Here is a 24471-nt window from a genome sequence, read left to right as displayed (position 1 = left end):
CACCCGGGCGGACCGGGCGCTTCGGAACCTCGTACATCGGGACTACTCTACCTGCCGGGTCCTGGTGGTGAACCGGGCGGCCACGGCGCAGGCCACCGCAATCCCCGCGATCAGGCCGATGGTGCTGAAGAGCTGGATGCGGCTGCTCTCGGCGCTGAAGCCCACCGCGAAGATCAGGCCCAGCAGGACGAGCCCCACAATGGTCAGGGCCGGGAAGCCCTTCATCCGCAGGGGCAGCGGCGTGCCCTCCCGATCTGCCCGGCGCCGCAGGATCAGCTGCGAGACCAGCGCGCTGCCCCACACCACCAGGCAGGTGGAACCCACCAGCTGGAACAGGGCCGGAAGGATACGCTCCGGGAACAGCAGTTCCAGGACCGTGGCGACGAAACCGAACGCCACTGACACCCCGACGGCCAGCATGGGCACGCTGGCGCGACTCAGCCGTGTGAGGAACCGCGGTGCTTCGGCCCGCTCCGCGAGGGAATAGACCATCCGGGAGGCCCCGTAGAGGTTGGCGTTCAACGCGGAAAGGAGCGCGACGACGGCCACCAGGGTGATGGCTGTTGCGGCGCCGGGGATCCGGGCCGTGTCCAGAACTCCGGCAAACGGCGACGCCAGGCTCTCCGAGGTTGCCGGCAGGACCGTGGCGATCACAAAAACGGAGCCGATGTAGAAAACCAGGATGCGCCAGACAACGGTCCTGATGGCCTTGCCCACGCTGTGCTCCGGGTCTTCGGTCTCTGCCGCCGCCACGGACACGATCTCGGTGCCGCCGAAGGCGAAGATCACCACAAAGAGGGCGGAGGCGATGCCGCCCAGGCCGGCGGGGGCGAAATCTGCCGTCAGGTTGGCCAGGCCGGGGGACGCCACGTCCGGCAGCAGCCCCAGCAGCAGGGCGGCGCCCACCCCCAGGAACAGGATGATCGCGGCAACCTTGAGGATGGCGAACCAGAATTCGAACTCACCGAAGTTCCGGACGCCCGTGAGGTTGATGGCGGTGAAGACGACCATAAAGACCAGTGCCAGCGCCCACACCGGAATCACCGGCCACACCGTAAACAGCAGCCCGGCAGCTCCCAGTGCCTCGGCGGCGATCACCACTACCAGCTGCAGCCACCAGAGCCAGCCGATGGTGGCGCCGGCTGTCTTTCCCAGGGCCCGCTCGGCATACACGGAGAAGGCGCCGCTGTTCGGGTTCGCGGCGGCCATCTCGCCCAGCGCCCACATAACCAGGATGATCAGCGTGCCTGCCACCAGGTAGGAGATGAGCACTGCGGGGCCGGCCGCCTGCACGCCTGCCCCGGATCCCAGGAACAGCCCGGCGCCAATGGCGCTGCCCAGGCCCATCATGGTGAGCTGGCGCGGCTTCATGGTGTGGCCCAGATGGCCTTGTGCGTGCACTGCGGTGGACTTCATCGTCATTTTGCTGCTGAACCTTCTTGGGGTGTGGTTGGTGGCTCCTCGTGGGACCTATCGAATTTACCGCCTTCCGTGCTGCAGCGCGTAGTCGGGACGCAAGCCCCGGGCCGGTGGATTAGCCCGAGCCCAGCTGAAACATTTGCTAAATGAACGGCGTTGGACCGTAGAATTAGTTTTGGTCAAGATGACCATATCTAGCCGCGCGCGGCAGGTGTCCTACAATCCGGAAGGCGGTGACACGTGTACTCGAGCTCTGCCAACGTCTCCGAGCGCCAGGCGGCGCCGCCCCCGCTCGCTATCTCCACCGTCATTTTCACGCTGCGCCCCAGCGAAAGCTCGGGCCGGCCCACGCTGTGGCTACCCCTGGTCCGCCGGATCCGGGAGCCGTACAAAGGGTTGTGGGCACTGCCGGGCGGCCCCCTCAGCCACTCCGAATCCTTGCAGGATGCGGCGTCGCGGAACCTGGTGGAGACCACGGGCCTTGCGCCCAGCTACCTGGAGCAGCTTTATGCCTTTGGCGGGCTGCACCGCTCACCCACCCAGCGGGTGGTCTCAATCGTCTATTGGGCCCTGGTTCAACCCACGGAAGCCGCGCTCGCGGACGAGTCGGAAAACGTCAGGTGGTTCCGGGCGGACCGGCTGGGCGAACTTGCCTTCGACCACAACGCAATCGTGGACTACGCGCTCTGGCGGCTGCGCAACAAGCTGGCCTACGGCTCCGTGGCGTACCACCTGCTGGGGGAGTACTTCACTCTCGCCCAGGTCCGGGAAGTCTACGAGGCCGTACTGGACAGGCAACTGGACCCCGCCAACTTCCGCCGGCAGCTCAAATCCACCCCTGACATCGAAGAAACCGGCGAGTACCTCCAGGGCGGCAAACACCGCCCGCCCCGCCTCTACCGCTTTACCGGCCGGCCCGGCCTCGACCCAGACAACAGGAGCACAACATGAGCAGCGTCAACACAGCAATCCAGCTGATCACACGCGAACAGGCCGAAAAAGGCGCGGCCGCAAAGGGCGGCACGTGCAGCCCCGCGCTGGCCAAGGGGCCGTGGGACTACGACCTCGCAGAGGCGCTCGCCGGTATCCCCGCGTACGGCCCCGGCGCCTCCAGCGCCGACGTTGCACCTCCGGCAACCCCGCGCCAGGGGCAGCTGCCGGAGGAGTACAAGCTCGCCAGCGATGCGGAGCTGGGTGAGCGGATCCTGGCAGCGAAGGCTCTACTGGGGGACAGGGCCGTCATCCTGGGGCACTTCTACCAGCGCGATGAAGTGATCCAGTACGCCGACTTCGTGGGTGACTCCTTCCAGCTGGCCAACGCCGCCCTCACCCGACCGGACGCGGAGGCCATCGTGTTCTGCGGCGTCCACTTCATGGCCGAAACCGCTGACATCCTTTCCGCGCCGGAACAGGCTGTGATCCTGCCCAACCTTGCCGCCGGCTGCTCCATGGCGGACATGGCGGATGCGGACTCCGTGGCCGAATGCTGGGAACAGCTTGAGGAGATCTACGGCACCGAGCCCGACGCCGACGGCCGGGTTCCCGTCATGCCCGTCACCTACATGAACTCCTCGGCAGCCCTGAAGGCATTCTGCGGTGAGCGCGGCGGCATCGTCTGCACCTCCTCCAATGCCAAGACCGTCCTCGAGTGGGCGTTCCAGCGGGCCCAGCGGGTGCTGTTCTTCCCGGACCAGCACCTGGGCCGCAACACCGCGAAAGCCCTGGGAGTCCCCCTGGAGCAGATGCCCATGTGGAACCCGCGCAAGGACCTGGGCGGCAACGACGAAAAGGCCCTGCTCGAGGCCAGGGTCATCCTGTGGCACGGGTTCTGCTCGGTGCACAAGCGCTTCAACGTAGCCCAGATCGAAAAGGCCCGCGCCGACTTCCCCGGCGTCCAGGTGATCGTCCACCCCGAGTGCCCCATGGAAGTAGTGGATGCAGCCGATTCCGCCGGTTCCACCGACTTCATCAAGAAGGCCATCGCCGCGGCCACGGAGCCCACCACTTTCGCCGTCGGCACCGAAATCAACATGGTGAACCGGCTCGCGGCAGAGTACCCCCAGCACACGATTTTCTGCCTGGACCCCGTCATCTGCCCCTGCTCCACCATGTACCGCATCCACCCCGGCTACCTTGCCTGGGTCCTCGAAGAACTGGTTGCCGGGCGCGTCGTCAACCGGATCACCGTCGCGGACTCGGTGCAGGATCACGCCCGGACCGCCCTTGAGCGCATGCTCGCGGCCAGGCCGTCATGACAAGGCCATCCACCCCGGCTCCTCTTGAGGACCGGGGAGCGCCAGGACCCGGTGGGACGTCCGCCCGCCAAAGCCCTGCGGCGCGGGCACGGCTGATCGTCGTCGGCAGTGGCATCGCGGGGCTCTATGCTGCCCTGCTGGCAGCGGATGCCGGTGCTGAGGTGGTGCTCCTGAGCAAGGGCGGGCTTCGCGAAAGCAACACCTGGTACGCCCAGGGCGGGATTTCTGCGGTGCTGGACGGGCCTGCCCCCGGTGACACCGTGGCGGCCCACATCGCGGATACGCTCCGGGCCGGGGCGGGGCATTGCAATGAAGACGCCGTCCGGTTGATGTGCACCGAGGCGAGCCGGGACATCGCAGGGCTGCAGCGTTTCGGCGTCCGCTTCGATTCAGCGGCCGACGGCGGCCCGGCTCTAGGACTGGAAGCAGCCCATTCAGCGCCCCGCATCCTCCACGCCGGCGGCGACGCCACCGGAGCGAAGGTCGCCGCGGCGCTGATCCAGTCAGTGCTCAAGCGGCAAGCCGATGGGATCCTGACGGTCCGGACTTCTGCCCACGCAACATCCCTCCTCCAGCAAAACGGCAGAGTTACCGGAGTGGAGTTCCTTCAGGACGGCAACTGGGCCATGGTGCAGGGGGACGCTGTCCTGCTGGCAACAGGAGGAGCGGGCCAGCTGTTCGCCCAGACCACCAATCCCGCGGTGGCCACCGCCGACGGCCTTGCGCTCGCCGTCCGCGCCGGAGCGGCGGCAACTGACCTGGAATTCTTCCAGTTCCATCCCACCTGCCTGGTTGTAACCCCGCCATCAGGCCCGGCGGCGGCACCAGGCACTGACCAGGCACCGTTGCTTATCTCTGAAGCCGTCCGTGGTGAGGGAGCTATTCTCGTCGACGGCAACGGGAAGCGCTTCATGCGGGCGTACCATCCGGACGCGGAGCTCGCCCCGCGCGACGTCGTGTCCCGCAGCATTGCCCTGCACCTTGCCAAGCTCGGTGACCCCAACGGCCACGTCTACCTCGATGCGCGAGTGATTGAATCCATCAAGGGCCCAGGGTTCCTGGCAAAGCGTTTCCCCACCCTCACGCAGCGGACGCTCGACGCCGGCATCGACTGGACGCGCGAACTGGTTCCGGTCGCACCGGCTGCGCATTACTGGATGGGCGGCGTCACCACCGATCTTCACGGCCGAACCACGGTGCCAGGTCTCTACGCAGCAGGTGAAGTCGCCTGCACCGGCGTCCAAGGAGCGAACCGGCTGGCCAGCAACTCCTTACTTGAGGGACTGGTTTTCGGCCGCCGCGCTGTTGAGGACTTCCTTTCCGGTGACCGTGGCTGGGGTGCGTCCCGGGGCAGCAATGCTCCGCGTGCTGTCTCGGCCGCGGGCGGCCTCCCCTTGACGCACGCTTCCGCACACCTGCCCCGGAACGCTGATGGCACCATCACCTTCCCTGCTGCTTTAGAAGGCGGGATGGCCGCATCAGTTGTTCCCGCTGAGAGTCTGCTGGCCAACGTCGGTGGTAAGGAGGGTAGGGAGGAGCCGTTCTCGCGGGATGGCCTTCGGCGGCTGATGACTGCCAAGGCCGGGGTGCTTCGTGATGGGGTGCTGCTCTCCGCGGCGGGGGAAACCCTTGACCGGTGGGCCGCCGTCGTCCGTCCTGAGAGTGTTCCCACCGGTGGGGACGTCCGGGAGCACGAGGACCGCAACCTGCTGCTTGCCGCGCAGTTGCTGGTGGCCGGAGCGCAGGAGCGCATGGAGTCCCTGGGTGCGCACTACCGGAGCGACGCTCCTGCTGATGCTGCCGCCATCTCCGACGAGTATGAAAAAACTTTCCGAACCCGCCCGAAAGCGAGCCTTGTCCATGACTGAACTGTCCATGACTCGGAACCCGGTGATTGAACCACCGACCGTCCACGAACCGCGCCTGGACCTGACGCTGCCGTCGGCGCCGGTGCGGGAGATCCTGGAGCGTGCCTTTGCTGAAGATGCCCCCGCAGGTGACATCACCTCCCAGCTGCTGATCCCCGGCGAAGCCCGAGCCACCGCGGTGCTGAACGCGCGCGTGCCGGGCGTCCTCAGCGGTGCCACGGTGTTCCGGGATGCCATGCTGCTGGTGGATCCGGACACCGACGTGGAGCTGCTGCTGGCGGACGGGGAGAAGTTCGACGCCGGGACGCACCTCGCTCGGGTCAGCGGACGTGCCAGGTCGGTCCTGTTGGCAGAACGCGTGGCCCTCAACCTGGTGCAGCGGATGTCCGCCATCGCCACAAAGACTGCAGAGTTTGTGCGGCTGGCCGAAGGTACCCCCGCCCGGATCACCGATACCCGTAAGACCACGCCCGGGCTGCGGATCCTGGAGCGGTTCGCCGTGCGGTGCGGCGGCGGCGCCAACCACCGGTACAGCCTCTCCGACGCCGTGCTGGCCAAGGACAACCACCTCGCCGTCATGACCGGCGGCGACCCCGCACGGCTCACCGGGCTTCTCGCCGCTGCCAAAGCACAGCTGGGCCACACCACCCACTTCGAGGTGGAAGTGGACCGCCTGGACCAGATCGGGCCGGTCCTTGCGGCCGGCGTGGACACCATCATGCTGGACAACTTCACGGTCGAGGAGTTGAGGGCCGGTGTAGCACTGGTGGCCGGGCGGGCACGGGTTGAGGCCAGCGGAAATGTGAACCTCGGGACGGTGGCTGGAATCGCAGCCACGGGAGTCGACGTCATCTCCGTTGGCGCCCTCACCCACACGGTGGCGGCCCTGGACCTCGGGCTCGACGTCGAACTGACCGTCAGGTGACTCCCCATGATCTTTCTTGACGCAGCAGCCACCACCCCCGTCCGCCGTGAGGTGCTCGATGCCATGTGGCCTTACCTCACCGGTGAGTTCGGCAACCCGTCGAGCCATCACACCGTGGGCGAGGCTGCCGCTGATGGGCTCGCGGGTGCCCGGCGGTCGGTCGCAACCGTCCTGGGTTGCCGGCCCGGAGAAGTGACCTTCACTGCCGGCGGAACGGAAGCGGACAACCTCGCCGTCAAGGGAATCGCCCTGGCCCGGCAGGCAGCAGATCCGCAGCTGAACCGGGTGGTGATCAGCGCCGTGGAGCATCCCGCGGTGGAGGAGTCGGCCCGTTACCTGGAGCGCTTCCACGGTTTCGCGGTTGATGTGGTTCCTGTAGACGGGACGGGGCGCGTAAGGCCAGAAGCGTTCCGGGCCGTGCTTCGGCCGGAAACCGCCCTGGCCAGCATCATGTACGCCAACAACGAGGTGGGAACGGTGCAGCCCATCGCCGAACTTGCCGGCCTGGCGCGCGGACTGGGCGTCCCGTTCCACACCGATGCCGTCCAGGCGGCCGGCTGGCTGCCGGTGGACACCAGAGCTCTGGGCGTTGATGCGATGAGCATTTCGGGGCATAAATTCGGGGCGCCCAAAGGCAGCGGAGTGTTGTTCGTCCGCGGCCGCACCAGGGTGGAGCCGCTGGTTCATGGCGGCGGGCAGGAACGGGGCCGGAGATCAGGAACAGAGAACGTGGCGGGGGCCGTGGGCCTTGCCACCGCGCTCACCCTGGCCCAAGCCGGCCAGCTGGAGAAACGACGGCGGGTCGCAGCCATGCGGGACACCTTTATCAATGCTGTACTTGCCGGTGTTCCGGGGGCCATCCTCACCGGGCATCCCGTTGAGCGGCTGCCCTCCGTGGCGTCCTTCTGCTTCCCCGGAACCAGCGGCGAATCAGTGCTGCTTGAATTGGAACGCCAGGGCGTCGTGTGCTCCAGCGGTTCAGCCTGCGCGGCGGGTTCCGATGCGCCGTCGCCCGTGCTCACCTCAATGGGAATTTCCCCGGAAGTTGCCCAGACTGCTGTGCGGTTCAGTTTTGATGCATTGGTGACCCAAGCGGACCTGGAAGCGGCGGCTGCGGCGGTGCTTGACGGCGTCGGACGGGTCAGGGGCCTGGGCGCCCAGCGCCTTGCTCGGGGCTGAGCAGTCCCGTCAGTAGAGCTCGCCCACCGGGATCTCCACGGCCAATCGGTTGGACGGCCCCGGCAGCGGGCAGGCCCAGGCCTCGTTGTAGGCGCACGACGGGTTGTAGGCAAAGTTGAAGTCCAGGACAAACGTGGCGTCCGGACCGGTGCCTTGGACGCCGTGGAACGCGCCCTTGATGGTGTCCAGCAGATACCGGCCAGCCCCGTAGCTGCCGCCGGGCTGGCCGGCGGTGGCGTCCCGGAACGGCACAAAAATGCCGCCGCCGTACCCCTGCAGCTTCCACACCGCGAGCTGACCTACTTCCGGAAGGTCAAAGGTGCCCAGCCGGACGAAGCGGACGGCACCGTCGGTACCCGTTTCTACGCTGATTTGCCTGCCCGCGCCCTGCTGGGTCAGCGGAACATGGAACCGGTAGATGGGGTCATAGTCCGCCGTTTTGAGCCCGGAAAAGTGCGCCTTATCTGCCGCAGTCAATGCCGAGGCCGGGTGCGTGACGAACATCAGGTCGCGCTGATGGCGCCAGTAGGAATGCGCCTCCGCCGGGTTTTCGAGCGAAAGCTTGCGGACGTTGTGATACAGGGCAAACGTCCGCAGCCGCCAGTCAGCGATGTCGACGGCGGAAATGTCCGTCCGGTCTTCTTCGGCTGCGCCCCGATGCTCTTCCATAGCCCCCAGCCTAGTCCCCGGGACCCGCAGAACACGTCCAGCGCCGACACGCGCCGGTGTGCTTGCCGTTTGGTCGGAGGAAACCCCTTCCCGGTCATCACTGGCTCCCTGCCGTCCCACTAGGCTGGCTGCATGAGAGGCAAGGCAACACCGACCGTCCTGTCCGGTGCGCTGCTGGTGGCGGGCGCCCTCCTTGCAGGCTGCTCCACGGCAGAGCCCCGGGGGCCAGGCTGGACAGCGCAGCCGGACCCGTCAGCCGCGGGAACCACCGCTCCTGCATCAGCGGGCGCCATGGCATCAGCGACGGCGACGGCGGACGCCGGCGCGACGCCCACCGCCGGGCCCGAGGCTGTTGCCACGGCGGCGGCGTGGAAGACTTTCTCGGATCCCGGCAGGATTGTCAGCTTCGAGCTTCCCGAGGACTGGATCGCGCAGTCCGTCACGCCGGACGAAGGCAGCCTGCCCGGCGCGCTGAAAATCGAAGTGAAAAAGCCGGACGGGACATTCCTCGCAGCGCTGCGGACAGGACTGCCGCCGTCGTCCGCCACCTGCGCTGGCGCCTCGAAGCGGCCTTATACGGTCATCAGCAGCGTTCCCGTCGAACTGTCTGCCGCCGGCGGGGAAGGAACAATACCGCCGAGGGTGGTTTTCCGGGTGGTGCAGGGGTACCGCTACTTTGGCTCCTACGGCATCACCAACGTAGTGGGCGGCGGAGACGGGCGGGCGTGCGAGCTGCGCAACATCGTCCGTGGCCCGGCGGGGAAGGGCGATTATTCCTTTGGCGATGTGGTCTCCGTTAAGGCCTTCGCCCCGGATGAAAAGGTGGCTCCCGCGAAGGCGTTCGACACCCTGAACCAGGCAACCCGCTATGCCACGGAAGGCACTGAATTCGCCAACGTCCAGCGGATGCTAATGTCTCTGGAGATCAACAACTAGTCCCGTTCCCGGCCCCCACCCTGCGCCGGTCAGAGTGGCGACTTTTCTTCCACCGCCGACACCCCCGGAGAGCCATGGAACGCAGTGTTTCCGCACGACTGGTCTTCAAGACCGTAGCCAACACCAAGGTGGCCATGGCCATCGCTGTAGCCCGGAACAGCGGCTACTCCTCCTTTGAGGAGTCCTTGGCCGTGACAGCCGGGGGAGGGCAGGTACCCCTGACCGAGGTATCGGACCACCACGGAGGCAGGTTCCACTACATGGAGTTCGCCGAGCCGGCAGAGGTCACGGTGGAATACTCCGCGACGGTGGGCGGGAAAGGGGAACCCGAGGAAGCGGAGCTCGCCGACCGGATCCGCTACGTCCGGCCCAGCCGCTACGCAGAATCCGACCGGCTCCTGCCCACGGCCTATGCGGAGTTCGAGGGCGTCCACGGTGGCGATTTGCTGCACGCTGTCCGGAACTGGGTGAACGGGGAGCTGCGCTACCTCAGCGGCTCCTCCCGGGGCACCGACGGTGCAGTGGAAACCCTCCTCAGCCGCCGTGGGGTGTGCCGGGACTTTGCGCACCTGGCCATCGCGCTGCTGAGGTCCAAGGATATTCCAGCCCGGCTGGCCGCAGTCTATGCCCCGGGGCTGAGCCCGATGGATTTCCACGCCGTAGCGGAGGCCTACGTGGAAGGAGCCTGGCACGTCATCGATCCCACGGGCCTTGCCCCGCGGGAATCGATGCTGCGCATCACGGCGGGCCGCGACTCAGCTGACACGGCCTTCCTCTCCACCGTGGGCGGAAGCCTCATCCTCAACCAGCTCCAGGTCACCGCTGTTGTCAACGGCACCCTGCCCGTGGAGGACCCCGCCCGGCTGTTGGCACTGGGCTAGGCGGCTCGGCCGGCGCCGGGAAGCTCCGGCGCCGGCCTCTGCAGGTTCTTCCTAGCGGACAGGGCGTGGCCCCAGCGAGCTTCGAAGCTTCTCGGTGAGCCTTCGCAGCTCCTTCTGCTCAGCCGGAGTCAGGGCCGGACCCATCAGGGTGGAGATGTCGCGGACATGCTCGCGCCCGATCTCCTTCTGCAGTTCACGGCCGGTGTCCGTCAGCTGCAGGAGCACGCCGCGGCCGTCCTCCGGTGCGGGCATCCTGGCCACGAGCCCGCGTTTTTCCAGCCGCTCCACCAGCCGGCTGAGGCTGGACTGGCTCAGCAGGACGTTGTCGTTGAGCTCGTTGAGCCGCAGCCACCCGGTGGGACAGCGGGAGAGCGTAAACAGGACGTCATACTCGTTCACCGCGAGCTTCCGGAAGGCCGGGCCGGACTGCAGCTTGCGCATCACAGCCACCTGGGCCCGGAACAGCGACTCCCAGGTTTCCGCCGCCAGTCGAACCGGCGACTCGGTAGTCTTGCCTGCCATCACGCCTCCGCAGCGGACTTTTCGGTGTCCTGGGCTGCCAGCAGCGCAGCCACCCGGCCGGCGTGGGTGGGCGGCTCAGGAACGTGGGCCGGCTTACGGGCCGCGTATTCCTTGCGCAGGACGGGGAGGACTTCCTCACCGAACAGGTCCAGCTGCTCAAGCACCGTTTTCAGCGGCAGGCCCGCGTGGTCGATCAGGAACAGCTGCCGCTGGTAGTCGCCGAAGTACTCCCGGAACGTCAGCGTCTTCTCGATGACTTCCTGCGGGCTGCCGACGGTCAGCGGCGTCTGCGAGGTGAAATCCTCCAGGGACGGCCCGTGCCCGTACACCGGAGCGTTGTCGAAGTAGGGACGGAACTCCTTGACGGCCTCCTGGGAGTTCTTCCGCATAAAGAACTGGCCACCCAAACCCACGATCGCCTGGTCCGCCTTGCCGTGGCCGTAGTGCTCGTAGCGCTCACGGTAAAGGCTGATCAGCTGCTGGTAGTGCTCCTTCGGCCAGAAAATGTTGTTGGCAAAGAAGCCGTCACCGAAGTAGGCGGCCACTTCGGCGATCTGCGGGGTGCGGATGGAACCGTGCCATACGAAGGGGGCGACGCCGTCGAGCGGACGGGGCGTGGACGTGAAGTTCTGCAGCGGCGTGCGGAACTTGCCGGACCAGTTCACGGTGTCCTCGTCCCACAGCTTGCGCAGCAGGCTGTAGTTCTCAATCGCGAGCTCCACGCCGTCCTGGATGTTCTTGCCAAACCATGGGTAGACCGGAGCCGTATTGCCGCGGCCGAGGACCAGGTCCACCCGGCCGTCGGCCAGGTGCTGGAGCATCGCAAAGTCTTCGGCAATCTTCACCGGGTCATTGGTGGTGATCAGGGTTGTGGCGGTGGACAGCGTGATGCGTTCGGTCTGCGCGGCGATGTAGGCGAGGGTGGTTGTGGGGGAGGACGAGAAGAAGGGCCGGTTGTGGTGCTCGCCCAGGGCGTAGACATCCATGCCGATTTCCTCGACCTTTTTGGCGATGGCCACCGAGGCCTTGATCCGCTCATTCTCGGTGGGGATCCGGCCCGTGGTGGGGTCCGGAGTGATGTCGCTGACGCTGAAAACACCGATCTGCATGATGTGCCTTTCCGTTGCTTGGACTTGCTGGCCTGCGATCCAGTATAGGCCAATTTAGATGCATTTGCATCTATCGACGGGTACAACGCTGCCGGCGGGAAAATATTCCGCTTTGTTTACTCGGGGCTTCCGGGGGCGGCGCGGCGGCCGCTGACTTTGGGGACCATGCCGGTGGTCCAGTCCCGGAACTCGTCGTCCACGTCCGCGCCGGCGCCGAACTCCGGGCGTTCCTGCAGTTCCCGGAGCAGCGCCTTCCTTTCGCGGCGGCCCTCCACCAGGCGATACAGCACAGGCACCAGTACCAGGGTCAGGGCGGTGGAGGAGATGAGCCCGCCGATCACCACCACGGCCAGCGGCTGCGAGATGAAGCCGCCGCCGCCGGTGAGGCCCAGCGCCATAGGGGTCAGGGCAAAGACGGTGGCCAGGGCTGTCATCAGGATTGGGCGGAGCCGCTGGCGTGCGCCATGCGTGATTGCATCTGCCACGCTCATTCCCGGCCGCCCGTCCCGCGGCTGCCGGTACTGGTTGATGAGGTCGATCAGCACAATGGCGTTGGTGACCACGATTCCCACCAGCATGAGCATGCCGATCAGCGACGGCAGTCCCAGCGGAACCCCGGTCACCAGAAGCAGGACCACGGCGCCGGTGGCCGCGAACGGCACCGAAACCAGCAGGATCAGCGGCTGGATGAGGGACTTGAAGGTGGCCACCATGATCACGTAAACGATGGCGATGGCAGCCAGCAGCGCGAGGCCGAGCTGCTGGAATGACTCCTGCTGTTGGGTGGTGGCACCGCCGAGTTCGGCGGTGACTCCGGCCGGCAGCTGCACCTCTTCAAGGCGTTTTTGGACCTCGGCGTTGACCGCGCCGAGGTTGGATTCGGACGGCGTCACGGACACACGTGCGGTGCGCTGGCCGTTGCTGGCGGTAATGGATACCGGCACGTCCACCTGTTCCACCGAGGCGATGCTGCCCAGCGTCACGGGGGTGCCGGCGGCGGGAAGGGGGATTCTGCGGACGGCGTCAATGCTGGTGAATCTGGTGCCCTGACCGATCTGGACCGGGAAATCGTCGGTGTCGATCCGGACAGTTCCGGCGGGGATGGGGCTGATGGTCGAAGCGAGGACCCCGGCCACCTGTTCTTCGTCGAGCCCGGCGGCCACAGCTTTCGCCCTGTCCACCTTCACCTGAACCACCGGCTGGCTGGCCGCAAGGTTGGTGGCCACTTCACTGGTGCCGGGAACGCCGGTCATGGCTTCCACCATGGTGTCGCTTGCCGCCTGCAGGTCGGCCGTGGTGGCGGCCTTGATGGTGATATCCACTGTGGACGAGGTGCCGAAGCCGCCCTGCTGGGTGCCCACGGAAACCTTCCCGGAATCGGGCACCTTTGCCAGTTCGTTCCGCACCGTCTCCTGCAGCTGTTCCTGGTCCGCCTTTTCGTCGGTCACCACGGTGAACGTGGAGTTGGACGAGCCGGTGGAGGTGAGCGCGGCAAAGCCGGCCTGGGCATTGCCGGACGTCAGCTGGACGTCACGGACGCCGTCGATTCCGCGCAGGACCTCCTCGAGGCGGATGGCCGTGGCGCTCGTGTCCGCGAGGCTGGTGCCGGCGGGCAGCACCTGCCGGACCGTCAGGCTGTTCTGGCCGGAATTGCCCAGCAGGTTGGTGGCCAGCAGCGGCGTCATGGCGGCGGTGGCGCCCAGGACCAGCGCGGCAGCCACCAGGGTGATGACGGGATGTTTCTGGGTTTTGGAGAGGACGGGCAGGTATCCGCGCTGCAGCCTGCTGCGCTGTTCCGCTTCCAGGGCCTGGGCCCGTGCCTCGGCTGCGTTCTGGCGGGCGGCGTCGCTGCCTGGCGTGGTACCGGGATTGCGCAGGAACCAGTACGCAAGCACGGGAACAATGGTCAGCGAGACCAGCAGGGAGGCCAGCAGGGCCATGGTGACAGTCAGGGCGAAGGGCCTGAACAGCTCGCCGGCCAGTTCGCCCACGAAGGCGATGGGGAGGAAGACCGCCACGGTGGTGAGGGTGGACGCCGTGATGGCGCCGGCCACTTCCCTGATGGCTGTCAGGATTGCGGTGACTTTGTCTTCCCCGTAGCTGAGGTGCCGTTTGATGTTTTCGATGACCACGATCGAGTCGTCAACCACCCGGCCGATGGCAATCGTGAGGGCGCCGAGGGTAAGGATGTTCAGCGAGTATCCGGTGGCGGACAGGCCGATGAAGGTGATCAGGAGCGAGAGCGGGATCGACACGGCCGTCACCAGCGTTGACCGGGCAGACATCAGGAAGACCAGGATGACCGCAACGGCGAAGCCGAGTCCCAGAAGGCCCTCGGTGGTGAGGTCCTTGATGGATTTCTCGATGAAGGGGGCCTGGTCGAACACCGGCGTGAACTTAGCGTTCGATCCCAGTTCGGCCTCAAGCTCGTCCAGTGTGTCCCGCACGGCATGCGAGATGCCCACAGTGTCCCCTTCGGGCTTTTTGGTGACGGAGACGGCGAGCGTTTCTTCGCCGTTGGTCCGTGTGATGGAGGTGCGTTCGTCGTCCTTGAGGGACACGTCCGCCACGGTGCCGACGGTGGCGGCGTCCTTTGCCCCGGCGAGGGGGAGCGCCTTGATGGCATCCAGCGAATCCACTGGGCTGCCGATCTGCAGGGACAGCGTTTTGCCCTGCTCCTCAAGGGTCCCCGCCGGAACCAGGGTGCCGTTGTTGCCCAGCGCGTCGCGGATAGAGGTGATGGTGGCTCCGGCGGAGGCCATGGCTTCGGGGCGGGGAAGGATTTCGATGTGTTGGGTGGCGCCGCCGGTCACGTCGGCGCCCCGGACGCCGTCGATCTTCTGCAGCCGTGGGACGCTCAGCCGCTGGAGGTCCGCGTTCAGCTCGCTGAGCGACTTGTCGGAGGACACCGCCAGGAACACGATGGGGAAGTCGTTGATGCTGCCCGCAAAGGCCTGCGGCTGTACGTCCTCGGGCAGGGAACGCTTGGCGTTGGAGATGGCCCGGTCAATTTGGTTCCGGGCCCGGTCCAGGTTGGACCCGTACGTGAAGACCATGGTGATCTGCGAGACGCCGTTCCGCGACGTGGAGGAGGTGGATTCCAGCCCCTCCACGCCGTTCAGCGCAGTCTCCAGCGGCCCGCTTACCTGCTTGTCCACCACCTCCGGGGAGGCGCCCGGCATGGCCGTCAGCACCGTGATCTGGGGGAACTCGATCGACGGGATGAGCTCCTGCTTCAGCGACGACATGGTGATCACGCCGAAGACGGAAGCGAATACGGTGATCAGTGCGATCAGCGCCCGGTTTGCAAGTGAGAGTTGTGCCAGCCGGAACATCTGATCGGTCTCCTGTGGGGTTCTAGCGAAACTGTTGTGTGCCGGAAGCCGGCCACTCACCCCGTGCAGGGGTCAGTGGCCGGCGGAAACGCTCTCCAGCTGGAGGGACCTGGCCGTTGCCCTTTCGAGCTCCACGGCAAGTTCCGGGTTGTCATCGAGCTTGATGCCGTAACCGGGCATCATGTCCTTCAGCTTGGACTGCCAGCCCTTGAAGTTCTTCGGGAAAGCCTTCCGCAGCAGTTCGATCATGATGGGCACGGCGGTGGAGGCGCCGGGGGAAGCACCGAGGAGTGCGCCGATGGAGCCGTCACGGCCGGCGATCACTTCAGTACCGAACTGAAGGACGCCACCCTTTTGCGGGTCTTTCTTGATGATCTGTACACGCTGGCCGGCGGTGATCAGTTCCCAGTCGCCCGCTTTGGCCTCCGGGTAGTACTCGCGCAGGGCTTCCACCTTGTCGGCGTGTTTCTTGGCCACTTCCTTCACCAGGTATGCCGTGAGGTCCATGTTGTCCTTGGCAACGGCCAGCATGGGGATGATGTTGCCGGGCCGGATGGACAGCGGCAGGTCCAGGTAGGAGCCGCTCTTGAGGAAGTTGGTGGAGAATCCGGCGTAGGGACCGAAGAGCAGGGAACGCTTGCCGTTGACGTACCGGGTGTCCAGGTGCGGCACGGACATGGGGGGAGCTCCCACGGACGCCTGGCCGTAAACCTTGGCGCTGTGCTGCGCCGCCAGGGCCTCGTCGGTGCAGCGGAAGAACTGGCCGGAGACGGGGAACCCGCCGTAGCCCTTGCTTTCCGGAATGCCGGAGGCCTGGAGCAGGTGAAGCGCGCCGCCGCCGGCGCCAACGAAGACGAACTTGGCGTGGATTTTGCTGTGTTCCCCGGACTTGGGGTACTTCAGCGAAAGGTTCCAGCCGCCGTCGGACGCCCTGGAGATGCCCGTGACGTCGTGGCCGTAGTTAATTTCGACGCCGTTGTTCCCGAGGTAGGTGGTCAGCTCGCGGGTCAGCGCCCCGAAGTCCACATCCGTACCCTCGGCAGCGCGGGTGGCCGCGATCCGCTCTTTGGGGTCACGCCCCTTGACGATCAGCGGAGCCCACTTGCCAATCTGGCCGTGGTCCTCGGAGTATTCCATGCTGCGGAACAGGGCGTGCGGCTTAAGCGCCTCGTAGCGGGTCTTGAGGAACTTGGTGTTCGCCTCGCCGATCACAAAGCTCATGTGCGGCACGGTGTTGATGAAGCCCTTGGGCGACCCGATCAGGGACTGGTCCACCAGGTGGGACCAGAATTGGCGGGAAAGCTGGAACTGCTCGTTGATGAGCAGTGCCTTGGTGGGGTCCACCGAGCCGTCTTTGGCTGCGGGGGAGTAGTTGAGTTCGCAGAGGGCGGCGTGGCCGGTTCCTGCGTTGTTCCATGGGCCCGAGCTTTCCAGCCCCGGCTCGTCCAGCCGCTCGAACATGGAGATGGTCCAGTTCGGCTCCAGCTGCTTGATGAATGCCCCCAGCGTGGCGCTCATGATGCCGCCGCCGATCAGGACGACGTCGGCATGTGGGGTCTTGGAAATGAAGGTCACGATCAGTCTCCGATTGCAGCGGCTCTGGCTGTCACAGAATATCCCCGGGCAGCCCTACTACTGAAATTGGACTGGCCCGTCAAGGCTTCAGTTGCACTTTAGTGAAAACTTCATTTAAGACAGGCGACGCCGGATAACTCACCACACGGTCCGAGAGGGCCAGCGCGGAGATCGGGAAGGCAATGGGCACCGCGGGAACGGATGCCGCGATTTGGGCATTGATGGTGTGATATTGCTCATCGCGTTCCTCCCCTTCCGGCAGCCCGCGCGCGCGGTTGATCTTCGAAAAGACCTGCGGATCCTGGTAGCCGAACTCGCCGTTCTTCTCCCCGAAGAGGGGTCCAACAAAGTTGTCGGCGTCGGAGTAGGAGCCGTTCCAGCCCAGCAGGTGGAGTGCATGGTCGCCCGGGGACTGGACCTTCTGGAGGTAGCCATCGGACCAGTCAACGGGCACGGGCTGGATGTTGAACCCTGCCGCCGTGAGCTGCCGGCTGATTTCGGCGTAGACCTTTTCAGGTGTGGGAAGGTACGGCCGGGTGACATTCAACGGGTAGTAGAACCTCAGCGCTTCGCCGGCGTACCCGGCCTCCTTGAGGTATTCCTTGGCCTTTGCCGGATCATGGCCCAGGGCAGGGGCGTCATTGTTGAACCCGCTGATCTTGGGCGGAACAAACTGCGTGGCCGCAGCGGTGTTATCGATGAAGAACCTGCGGATCAACGTTTCTTTGTCGATCGCCAACTCGATGGCCTGCCGGACTTTCTGGTTCTGCAGGACAGGAATTTCCTGGTTGATCCCTAAGTACATCACCGAGAACGGATCGCGCTGCACGATCTGCTTGCCGCGCTTGACGAGTTGGTCGAAGTTCCCCACCGTCACGGCGTCGTAGCCATCGATTTTGCCGTCCAGCAGCGCCTGGAGGCGCGCCTGGGGATGGTTGTAGGCCACGAAGTTGATGGTGGCGATCTGCCCCCGGTCCCCCCAGTAGGACGGATTGCTGACCAGCGTGACGCTTCCTTCATCCCAGGACTTCAGGCTGAACGGACCTGTTCCCACCGGGTGGGCGCCGTACGCCGACAAGGCCTGGCCGCCGCGGGTCCGGTCCAGCACATCCGCCTTGCCTGCCGCCAGTGCCGCGGGGGAGGCGATGGCGAAGGCAGGCAGGGTCAGTGCCTGCAGGAATGCGGTGAAGCGCTGCGTGAGGTCGATCTGCACGGTGTCGACGGTCGGCGCGGTGCAGCTCTTGAAGATGGACAGCGCTGCCTCGTCCGAGTGCGCCTTGAATACGCCCTTGAACGAGCTGCCCGGGGCCCGCCGGCGCAGTTCTGCGGAGAAGGCAAACCACCGGTTGAAGTTTGCGCACACTGCGTCCGCGTTGAACGGCGTTCCGTCCTGGAAGGTGACGCCGCTGCGCAGCTTAAACGTGTAGGTTCGGCCCTCGTTGGATTCGCTCCACTCGGTGGCCAGCAGCGGGGTGGGTTGACCGGTGGTCTGGTCCACGCCCACCAGCCCCTCCAGGATCTGCCGGGTGATGCGCTGGGACTCAACGTCGCTGGACAGTGCCGGGTCCAGGCCCAGCGGCTGCACTGCGGTGCCGAAATTGAAGGTCGCCGTGGGCTCGGCGGAGGCGCTTGGAGTTGGCGTGGTGGACGACGGCGAGGGGGCGGGAACACCCGTGCAGGAGGTGACGCTCATCGCCAGGAGGACGGCTCCGGTCTTGATGACCGTCCGCCGCGATGGACTGCTGGGCACTCGTTTATCACCTCTGGATTTTGCCGGCGCCGCCGACTGCGGGCCGGGACCCAGTCTAGTTGACCCCGTACTCCCGTTTCCCGTCATGGCCGCCCGCAGGTACGGCCATAAACGCGGGCGGGCCTGGTCCTGTGGGACCAGGCCCGTCCCGTGCTGACGAAATTACTTGGGCATCAGCACCGAGTCGATGAGGTAAACCGTTGCGTTCTTGGTCTGGACGCCGCCGCAGATCACCTTGGCGTCATCCACCTTGAGGGCGTCACCGCTGCCGGTGACGGTGACGGACCCGCCTTGGACTGTGGCGTGGGTGCCGGCGATCTTGTCAGGAGCAATCTGGCCGGGAACCACGTGGTAGGTGAGGATCTTGCTGAGGAGGGCATCGTCCGTCTTCAGCGTTTCGAGGGTGGCGGCATCGATCTTTGCGAAGGCGTCATCAACCGGTGCGAAGACCGTGAACTCGCCGCCGTTGAGGGTGTCGACCAGGTCCACCTTCGGGTTCAGCTTGCCGGACACGGCGGAAGTCAGGGTGGTGAGGATGGGATTGTTCGATGCAGCGACGGCCACCGGATCCAGTGCCATGCCTTCAACGGAGCCTGCGCCGGTGGGTACCTGCTTGGCGTAACCTGCGCAGCCCGGGCCAACGAGGTTTGCGGCCGGATCCATGGTGGCGGCAGTGGCGCTGGCGGACGGGGAAGGGGCCATGCTGGAAGCCGCAGGTGCGGCGGCAGGGGCCGAGGAACTTGAGGTGCCGGCCGAGCCGCCACACGCCGTGAGGCTCAGCAGAGCGGCAGCTGCGACGCCTGCGACCGTGAAAGTTGTGCGCTTGATTGTCTGCATTTCGGTTCTCCTTGTGTTTAGCGTTTCGCAGGCGGTGGACCGGATGTCCGGGGCCTTGTTTGCGTCTGGCTGGCGGGCACCTGCCCTTGGCTGGTGTCTCAATGGGTATTCGGGAGTTGTACGAATACGGATGGGTCAAACATCAAGGAGTTTTGTGCGTGCCGCGAATCTGCAGCTTTTTGGGCACCGGCGGCGCGTGCGCCCACGGGAAAAAGAAAAAGAGATCCCCCGGCCGGAGCCGGAGGACCTCTTGGTGTGCGCAAGGGGGGACTTGAACCCCCACGCCCGAAGGCACAGGAACCTAAATCCTGCGTGTCTGCCAATTTCACCACTCGCGCATGGCACGGCAGCGTGTCCGAGACCTCTAATAACAGGGCTGGTAAACGCACGACGCCGGATGCCAGTTTTAATTGTAACGTCGCGCAGGCCGGATCTGCGTCAGCAGCGGTGAGGTCAGGCGTCCAGCTTCAGGTCCCGGCGCAGCTTTGCCACGTGTCCCGTGGCACGGACGTTGTACTGGGCCATCGCCACCTTGCCGTCGGGATCAACCACAATGGTGGAGCGGATCAGGCCCTGGTAGGTCTTGCCATAGTTTTTCTTTTCACCCCAAGCCCCGTAAGCCTCCGCGACGGCATGGTCCTCGTCCGAGAGCAACGGGAAACTGAGGGCTTCCTGGGCAACAAATTTTGCAAGTTTCTCCACCGGGTCGGGGGAGATCCCGAGGACGTCATATCCGGCTGACTGCAGGGACGCCAGGTTGTCCCGGAAATCGCAGGCCTCCTTGGTGCACCCCGGTGTTGCAGCTGCCGGGTAGAAGTAGACAATCGTGTGGCGGCCCGGGCGCGGTGCCAGGCTGGTGTCTTTGCCTGCTGAATCCCTGAGCGTGAATGGGGGCGCTTCGTCACCGGTTACGAGTCTGTCAGCCATTGTTTTTCTCCTTGTTGCGGGCGGGACACCCCACCCTAGTAAGCCGTCCGGAGCAGTGCCAATCGACACTTGGCTATACTTGCTGCTATGCCTGATATGGATCAATGGCCCACAGGGCGCCTCTTGTCCACTGCTGCGCGCCTCGTCGAACACTCATGGAATGAAAAACTTGGGGCCATTGGCCTTACCCATGCGGGTGTTATAGCCATCGAGGTTCTCCACGCACAAGGCCCCATGACGCAGGCACAGCTTGCCCAGTACGTGCGGGTTCAGGCCCAGACGATGGGTAAAACGCTCAGCCGGCTGGAGTCCCACGGCCACATCGTCAGGGTCCGCAGCACGTCCGACCGCAGAAGCCACGTGGTGTCTTTGACGGAACAGGGCCGGCAAGCTGTTGCTGCTGCCGTGGAGATGGAGCGCACCGTGCTTGCAGCCGCCACCATCGATCCCGATGTCCTCCGCCAGGAACTCAAAGCTGTTGTCCGGGAGTTGGCAAGCCAGTTCGGATCGCAGGCAACCGGAGAGTTCCTGGAGAATCCATCCATGACCCCGTAGGCGTCGCGGCCACTACCGCCGCTGCCTACCGCGTACAGGCGTGATCCCAGCTTCTCTTTGAAGCTGAGGTCACGCCTTTTCTTTTAGCCGGACGCTTAGGCGGAACAATTCGCGGGCAAAACAAAACAGCCCCTGGCTTGCGTTTCCACAAGCCAGGGGCTGTTTTCCCAGTGGTGCACCCCCCGGGACTTGAACCCGGAACCCATTGATTAAGAGTCAATTGCTCTGCCAATTGAGCTAGAGGTGCATCTTTTGTTTCGATCGTTTGGGGCTTTTTGTTTCCCCGTTGATCTCCGCAACGACATGAAACTCTACACGAACTTCCGGTTCATGTGAAATCGGCGCCCGCCGGCACTCGCCGCTTGGCCGGAAGGGGGCAAAACCAGCACAAACTCAGGGTTTTGGTTGTTGGTGGCCAGCCAAAACCGCCCGTGCTGCGTCCCGGATCCGCCCGTACCAGCCTGTGAATTGGGCCACAAGCGTGCCGGCTGGGTACACCGTCCACATCCGCCGGGGCCAGTGCTGCTAGATCCGCCTGCGCCTCGGCGCCCTGAATCCTGCAGCCTCGGCGTGGGCGGCAGATTCAAACCACACTTCAGCCCGGACCTGCCCGTATTCGGGGTGTCCCTCCTCGTAGTAGACCATGGCGCCGGCGTCACCTTTAACGGTGTAGTCCGCTGGCCCGCTGCCGTCCGCCGCGGCCGACGCCGAGCCCTCGCCATAAGGTTCCTCCGCCGCGAGGTGCCCTGTTGGCTTATGCGCCGATGGCTCCTGCACCGCGGCAGCACCGCCGCCGGCCGGGCCCTGGATGTGGTCCGCCCCCGTTTCCACCAACGCCGAGGAGTGCGCCCGGTCCTGGGTCTCTGTTTCTGCGGCATCACTGGGGAGGCGCATGCCGGCAGCGGCGGCATTCGGACCGCCTTCCTGGGGGCGGGACGTGCTTGCAGCGGGGACCGGGAAGGAAACTCCGGCGCCGGCGTCGTCCGCGTCCTCAACGGCCGCAGTCTCTGCACCAGGCAGGGTGGGGGCCTGCGGTTCCGTGTACTCCGGGTGGTGAACCGGTGTTTGTTCGGTTGGCGGCGCTTGCTCGGGGGAGGGGGCGGGCGACGCCGGCGCGGCACCTTCCCGGCGGCCGGCTCCCTCGTGGACGTGGGCAGGCCCTGAGGCCTCCGACCATTGCGTTTCCCATTCAGCTTCATCCCGGACACTGCCTTCGTCCTGGGTGGTACCTTCTGCCCGGTCCGTACCGGCTCGGGCGCCGACAGCAGTCGCGCCGGTCCCGCTGTGGCCCTGGGGAGTGGCCGGGGCGGGTCCCGCCGTCGACGTTGTTTCAGCCGGCTCCTCTGCCGCCGGGCGCGCCACGGGTTCGGCCGGGGCGCCGAATCCGGCGGCACCGGGAATGCCAGTGGTGCCGGCAGCTTCGGCGGACGCTGCTGCGCCGCCGCTCGAAAGTGCACCGTCAGCGCGTGTACCCCCGTCGGTGTGGGGCCTTTCAGTCTGTCCCGCGCCTCCGGAAGCGGCCGCGGACTTTTTAGCGTTCAGCCGCCACCACACCACGCCCGCCAGCACAGCGAGCAGGATGATCAAAAAGACAAATTCCATGGCAGGTCCTTCAGTCGGATGGCAAGGTGCACTTTCACCGACGCTACGTCGGCGCAACAGCGCTGTCTAGCTCTTTGACCTGCCGGGACTTCCAATGGCGTGCGGTAACCGGGCGCGGATACCCCGACGAAAAAACCAGAGCCGGGTTCCCCCTCGAACGTGAAGCAAATGAGGCGTGACTAACAGCACAGAGCGACACCGGGGTGGCCTGCTGGTCTCATTATTCGAGATGACAGTCCACTATCTGATCGAAATATTCCCGATATTCCGCTTAACCGGCGCCGCCCTGTCGTTGAGCCCTGCCGGGGAGCCATAGAATTTCCCCTATGAGTGAGGACACCCTGATCGCGACCGACAACAAGCCTGACATCAAGCCCCGCAGCCGGGTAGTAACTGACGGCATCCACGCCGCCCCCGCACGCGGCATGTTCCGCGCAGTAGGCATGGGCGATGACGACTTCGCCAAGCCCCAGGTCGGCGTCGCGAGTTCATGGAACGAAATCACCCCCTGCAACCTTTCCCTCAACCGCCTGGCCCAGGGCGCCAAGGAAGGCGTGCACGCGGGAGGCGGTTTCCCCATGCAGTTCGGCACCATCTCCGTCTCGGACGGCATCTCCATGGGCCACGAAGGCATGCACTTCTCGCTGGTTTCGCGCGAAGTCATCGCCGACTCCGTTGAAACCGTGATGCAGGCCGAGCGCATCGACGGTTCGGTCCTGCTGGCCGGTTGCGACAAGTCCCTCCCCGGCATGCTGATGGCGGCAGCCCGCCTGGACCTGTCCAGCGTCTTCCTCTACGCCGGCTCCATCATGCCCGGCTGGGTGAAGCTTGAGGACGGCTCCGAAAAGGAAGTCACGCTCATCGACGCCTTCGAAGCTGTCGGCGCGTGCGCCGCCGGCAAGATGAGCATGGAAGACCTGACCCGCATCGAAAAGGCCATCTGCCCGGGCGAAGGCGCCTGCGGCGGCATGTACACGGCCAACACCATGGCCTGCATCGGCGAGGCCCTGGGCATGTCCTTGCCCGGCTCCGCTGCCCCGCCTTCGGCAGACCGCCGTCGTGACGAATTCGCCCGCAAGTCCGGCGAAGCAGTGGTCAACCTGCTCCGGCTGGGCATCACGGCCCGCGACATCATGACGAAAAAGGCCTTCGAAAACGCCATCGCCGTCACCATGGCTTTCGGCGGCTCCACCAACGCCGTCCTGCACCTGCTGGCCATCGCCCGCGAGGCCGAGGTTGAGCTGACCCTCGACGACTTCAACCGCATCGGCGACAAGATCCCGCACCTGGGCGACCTCAAGCCCTTCGGCCGTTACGTGATGACCGACGTGGACAAGATCGGCGGCGTGCCGGTGATCATGAAGGCACTGCTCGACGCCGGCCTGCTGCATGGGGACTGCCTCACCGTCACCGGCAAGACCGTTGCCGAAAACCTTGACGCCATCAACCCGCCGGACGTTGACGGCAAAATCCTGCGCGCGCTGGACAACCCGATCCACAAGACCGGCGGCATCACCATCCTGCACGGTTCCATGGCTCCTGAGGGCGCAGTGGTGAAGAGCGCCGGCTTCGACGCCGACGTCTTTGAAGGCACTGCCCGCGTCTTCGAACGCGAACAGGGCGCCCTGGACGCGCTGGACAACGGCCAGATTCACGCCGGCGACGTTGTGGTGATCCGTTATGAAGGCCCCAAGGGTGGCCCGGGCATGCGCGAGATGCTTGCCATCACCGGAGCCATCAAGGGCGCAGGCCTCGGCAAGGACGTCCTGCTCCTCACCGATGGCCGCTTCTCCGGCGGCACCACCGGCCTGTGCATCGGCCACGTTGCCCCGGAAGCGGTCGACGGCGGCCCCATCGCCTTCGTCCAGGACGGCGACCGGATCCGGGTGGACATCGCAGCCCGCAGCTTCGACCTCCTGGTGGATGAAGCAGAACTTGAAGCCCGCAAGGTCGGCTGGGAGCCGCTCCCGGCCAGGTACACCAAAGGTGTTTTGGCCAAGTACGCAAAGCTGGTGCACAGCGCCAGCACGGGTGCCTACTGCGGCTAAGGCCTGCCCTGGTGGGGCTGGGGCGGGGGGGGGGGACAAAAGAGAAAAGGGGTGCGAACCTCCGCAAAATCCGCCACCT

Annotated in this window: 19 protein-coding genes and 2 tRNA genes; 9 read left to right on the top strand and 12 right to left on the bottom strand. The window is 65.6% G+C overall.

The genetic code is table 11. The annotated features are described in order from the left end of the window. Nucleotides 1-42: 42 nt before the first annotated feature. Nucleotides 43-1422: an amino acid permease gene (locus AC50X7_RS03865; protein WP_494977849.1), complete on the bottom strand. Its 1380-nt coding sequence runs from the start codon at nucleotides 1420-1422 to the stop codon at nucleotides 43-45. Between the two features lie 237 nt (nucleotides 1423-1659). Between AC50X7_RS03865 and AC50X7_RS03860 the strand changes: the two genes are divergently transcribed. The 5 genes from AC50X7_RS03860 to AC50X7_RS03840 are packed head-to-tail and all read left to right on the top strand — an operon-like array spanning nucleotide 1660 to nucleotide 7646. Further along, nucleotides 1660-2370 carry an NUDIX hydrolase gene (locus tag AC50X7_RS03860; RefSeq protein ID WP_494977848.1) on the top strand — a complete coding sequence of 237 codons (711 nt, stop codon included), beginning with the start codon at nucleotides 1660-1662 and terminating at the stop codon, nucleotides 2368-2370. Next, entirely contained in the window at nucleotides 2367-3674 is a 1308-nt protein-coding gene (gene nadA / locus AC50X7_RS03855) for a quinolinate synthase NadA (RefSeq protein WP_494977847.1), read from the top strand. The genes AC50X7_RS03860 and nadA overlap by 4 nt, the downstream gene beginning before the upstream one ends. Continuing rightward, nucleotides 3671-5542 carry an L-aspartate oxidase gene (gene nadB, locus AC50X7_RS03850; RefSeq protein WP_494977846.1) on the top strand — a complete coding sequence of 624 codons (1872 nt, stop codon included), beginning with the start codon at nucleotides 3671-3673 and terminating at the stop codon, nucleotides 5540-5542. Before nadA ends, nadB begins: the two co-directional genes overlap by 4 nt. A gap of 7 nt (nucleotides 5543-5549) precedes the next feature. Next, complete coding sequence (nadC, locus tag AC50X7_RS03845) at nucleotides 5550-6467, top strand: carboxylating nicotinate-nucleotide diphosphorylase (RefSeq protein WP_494978237.1); 918 nt, start codon at nucleotides 5550-5552, stop codon at nucleotides 6465-6467. A gap of 6 nt (nucleotides 6468-6473) precedes the next feature. Beyond that, complete coding sequence (locus tag AC50X7_RS03840; RefSeq protein ID WP_494977845.1) at nucleotides 6474-7646, top strand: cysteine desulfurase family protein; 1173 nt, start codon at nucleotides 6474-6476, stop codon at nucleotides 7644-7646. A 9-nt stretch (nucleotides 7647-7655) separates the two neighbouring features. Here the strand turns inward: AC50X7_RS03840 and AC50X7_RS03835 are convergent, their stop codons facing one another. Further along, nucleotides 7656-8315: a DUF1684 domain-containing protein gene (locus AC50X7_RS03835; protein WP_307094649.1), complete on the bottom strand. Its 660-nt coding sequence runs from the start codon at nucleotides 8313-8315 to the stop codon at nucleotides 7656-7658. 132 nt (nucleotides 8316-8447) lie between these two features. On the opposite strand from AC50X7_RS03835, the gene AC50X7_RS03830 reads away from it, so the two are divergent. After that, entirely contained in the window at nucleotides 8448-9251 is an 804-nt protein-coding gene (locus AC50X7_RS03830) for a hypothetical protein (RefSeq protein WP_494977844.1), read from the top strand. Between the two features lie 74 nt (nucleotides 9252-9325). Then, on the top strand, nucleotides 9326-10132 hold the full coding sequence (locus AC50X7_RS03825; protein WP_494977843.1) for a transglutaminase-like domain-containing protein: 807 nt from the start codon (nucleotides 9326-9328) through the stop codon (nucleotides 10130-10132). 51 nt (nucleotides 10133-10183) lie between these two features. Here AC50X7_RS03825 and AC50X7_RS03820 read toward each other — a convergent pair whose 3' ends face one another. The 8 genes from AC50X7_RS03820 to bcp form a co-directional block, all read right to left on the bottom strand. Then, complete coding sequence (locus AC50X7_RS03820) at nucleotides 10184-10654, bottom strand: MarR family winged helix-turn-helix transcriptional regulator (RefSeq protein WP_104042212.1); 471 nt, start codon at nucleotides 10652-10654, stop codon at nucleotides 10184-10186. After that, nucleotides 10654-11763, bottom strand: a complete 1110-nt coding sequence (locus tag AC50X7_RS03815; RefSeq protein WP_494977842.1) for an LLM class flavin-dependent oxidoreductase — start codon at nucleotides 11761-11763, stop codon at nucleotides 10654-10656. The genes AC50X7_RS03820 and AC50X7_RS03815 overlap by 1 nt, the downstream gene beginning before the upstream one ends. Nucleotides 11764-11879: 116 nt before the next feature. Continuing rightward, nucleotides 11880-15098: an efflux RND transporter permease subunit gene (locus AC50X7_RS03810; RefSeq protein ID WP_494977841.1), complete on the bottom strand. Its 3219-nt coding sequence runs from the start codon at nucleotides 15096-15098 to the stop codon at nucleotides 11880-11882. Nucleotides 15099-15170: 72 nt separating this feature from the next. After that, on the bottom strand, nucleotides 15171-16673 hold the full coding sequence (locus AC50X7_RS03805; protein WP_494977840.1) for a malate:quinone oxidoreductase: 1503 nt from the start codon (nucleotides 16671-16673) through the stop codon (nucleotides 15171-15173). A 79-nt stretch (nucleotides 16674-16752) separates the two neighbouring features. Next, on the bottom strand, nucleotides 16753-18423 hold the full coding sequence (locus AC50X7_RS03800) for an ABC transporter substrate-binding protein (RefSeq protein ID WP_494977839.1): 1671 nt from the start codon (nucleotides 18421-18423) through the stop codon (nucleotides 16753-16755). Nucleotides 18424-18585: 162 nt separating this feature from the next. Further along, nucleotides 18586-19260: a fasciclin domain-containing protein gene (locus tag AC50X7_RS03795; RefSeq protein WP_494977838.1), complete on the bottom strand. Its 675-nt coding sequence runs from the start codon at nucleotides 19258-19260 to the stop codon at nucleotides 18586-18588. A 256-nt stretch (nucleotides 19261-19516) separates the two neighbouring features. Further along, a tRNA-Leu gene (locus AC50X7_RS03790) sits at nucleotides 19517-19598 on the bottom strand. A gap of 115 nt (nucleotides 19599-19713) precedes the next feature. Beyond that, on the bottom strand, nucleotides 19714-20187 hold the full coding sequence (gene bcp, locus AC50X7_RS03785; protein ID WP_494977837.1) for a thioredoxin-dependent thiol peroxidase: 474 nt from the start codon (nucleotides 20185-20187) through the stop codon (nucleotides 19714-19716). A 96-nt stretch (nucleotides 20188-20283) separates the two neighbouring features. On the opposite strand from bcp, the gene AC50X7_RS03780 reads away from it, so the two are divergent. Further along, nucleotides 20284-20742: a MarR family winged helix-turn-helix transcriptional regulator gene (locus AC50X7_RS03780; RefSeq protein ID WP_307097821.1), complete on the top strand. Its 459-nt coding sequence runs from the start codon at nucleotides 20284-20286 to the stop codon at nucleotides 20740-20742. A 171-nt stretch (nucleotides 20743-20913) separates the two neighbouring features. Here the strand turns inward: AC50X7_RS03780 and AC50X7_RS03775 are convergent. Together AC50X7_RS03775 and AC50X7_RS03770 are read right to left on the bottom strand one after the other, a co-directional pair. Next, a tRNA-Lys gene (locus tag AC50X7_RS03775) sits at nucleotides 20914-20989 on the bottom strand. A 278-nt stretch (nucleotides 20990-21267) separates the two neighbouring features. Next, nucleotides 21268-22344 carry a sunset domain-containing protein gene (locus tag AC50X7_RS03770; RefSeq protein ID WP_494977836.1) on the bottom strand — a complete coding sequence of 359 codons (1077 nt, stop codon included), beginning with the start codon at nucleotides 22342-22344 and terminating at the stop codon, nucleotides 21268-21270. Between the two features lie 326 nt (nucleotides 22345-22670). Between AC50X7_RS03770 and ilvD the strand changes: the two genes are divergently transcribed. Continuing rightward, the gene (gene ilvD / locus AC50X7_RS03765; RefSeq protein WP_494977835.1) at nucleotides 22671-24392 is read left to right on the top strand and encodes a dihydroxy-acid dehydratase; all 1722 of its coding nucleotides are present in this window, start codon (nucleotides 22671-22673) and stop codon (nucleotides 24390-24392) included. The last annotated feature ends 79 nt before the right edge of the window (nucleotides 24393-24471 follow it).

Source organism: Pseudarthrobacter sp. Hb11, from assembly GCF_059383655.1.
This window is presented reverse-complemented; position numbering and strand designations above follow the sequence as displayed.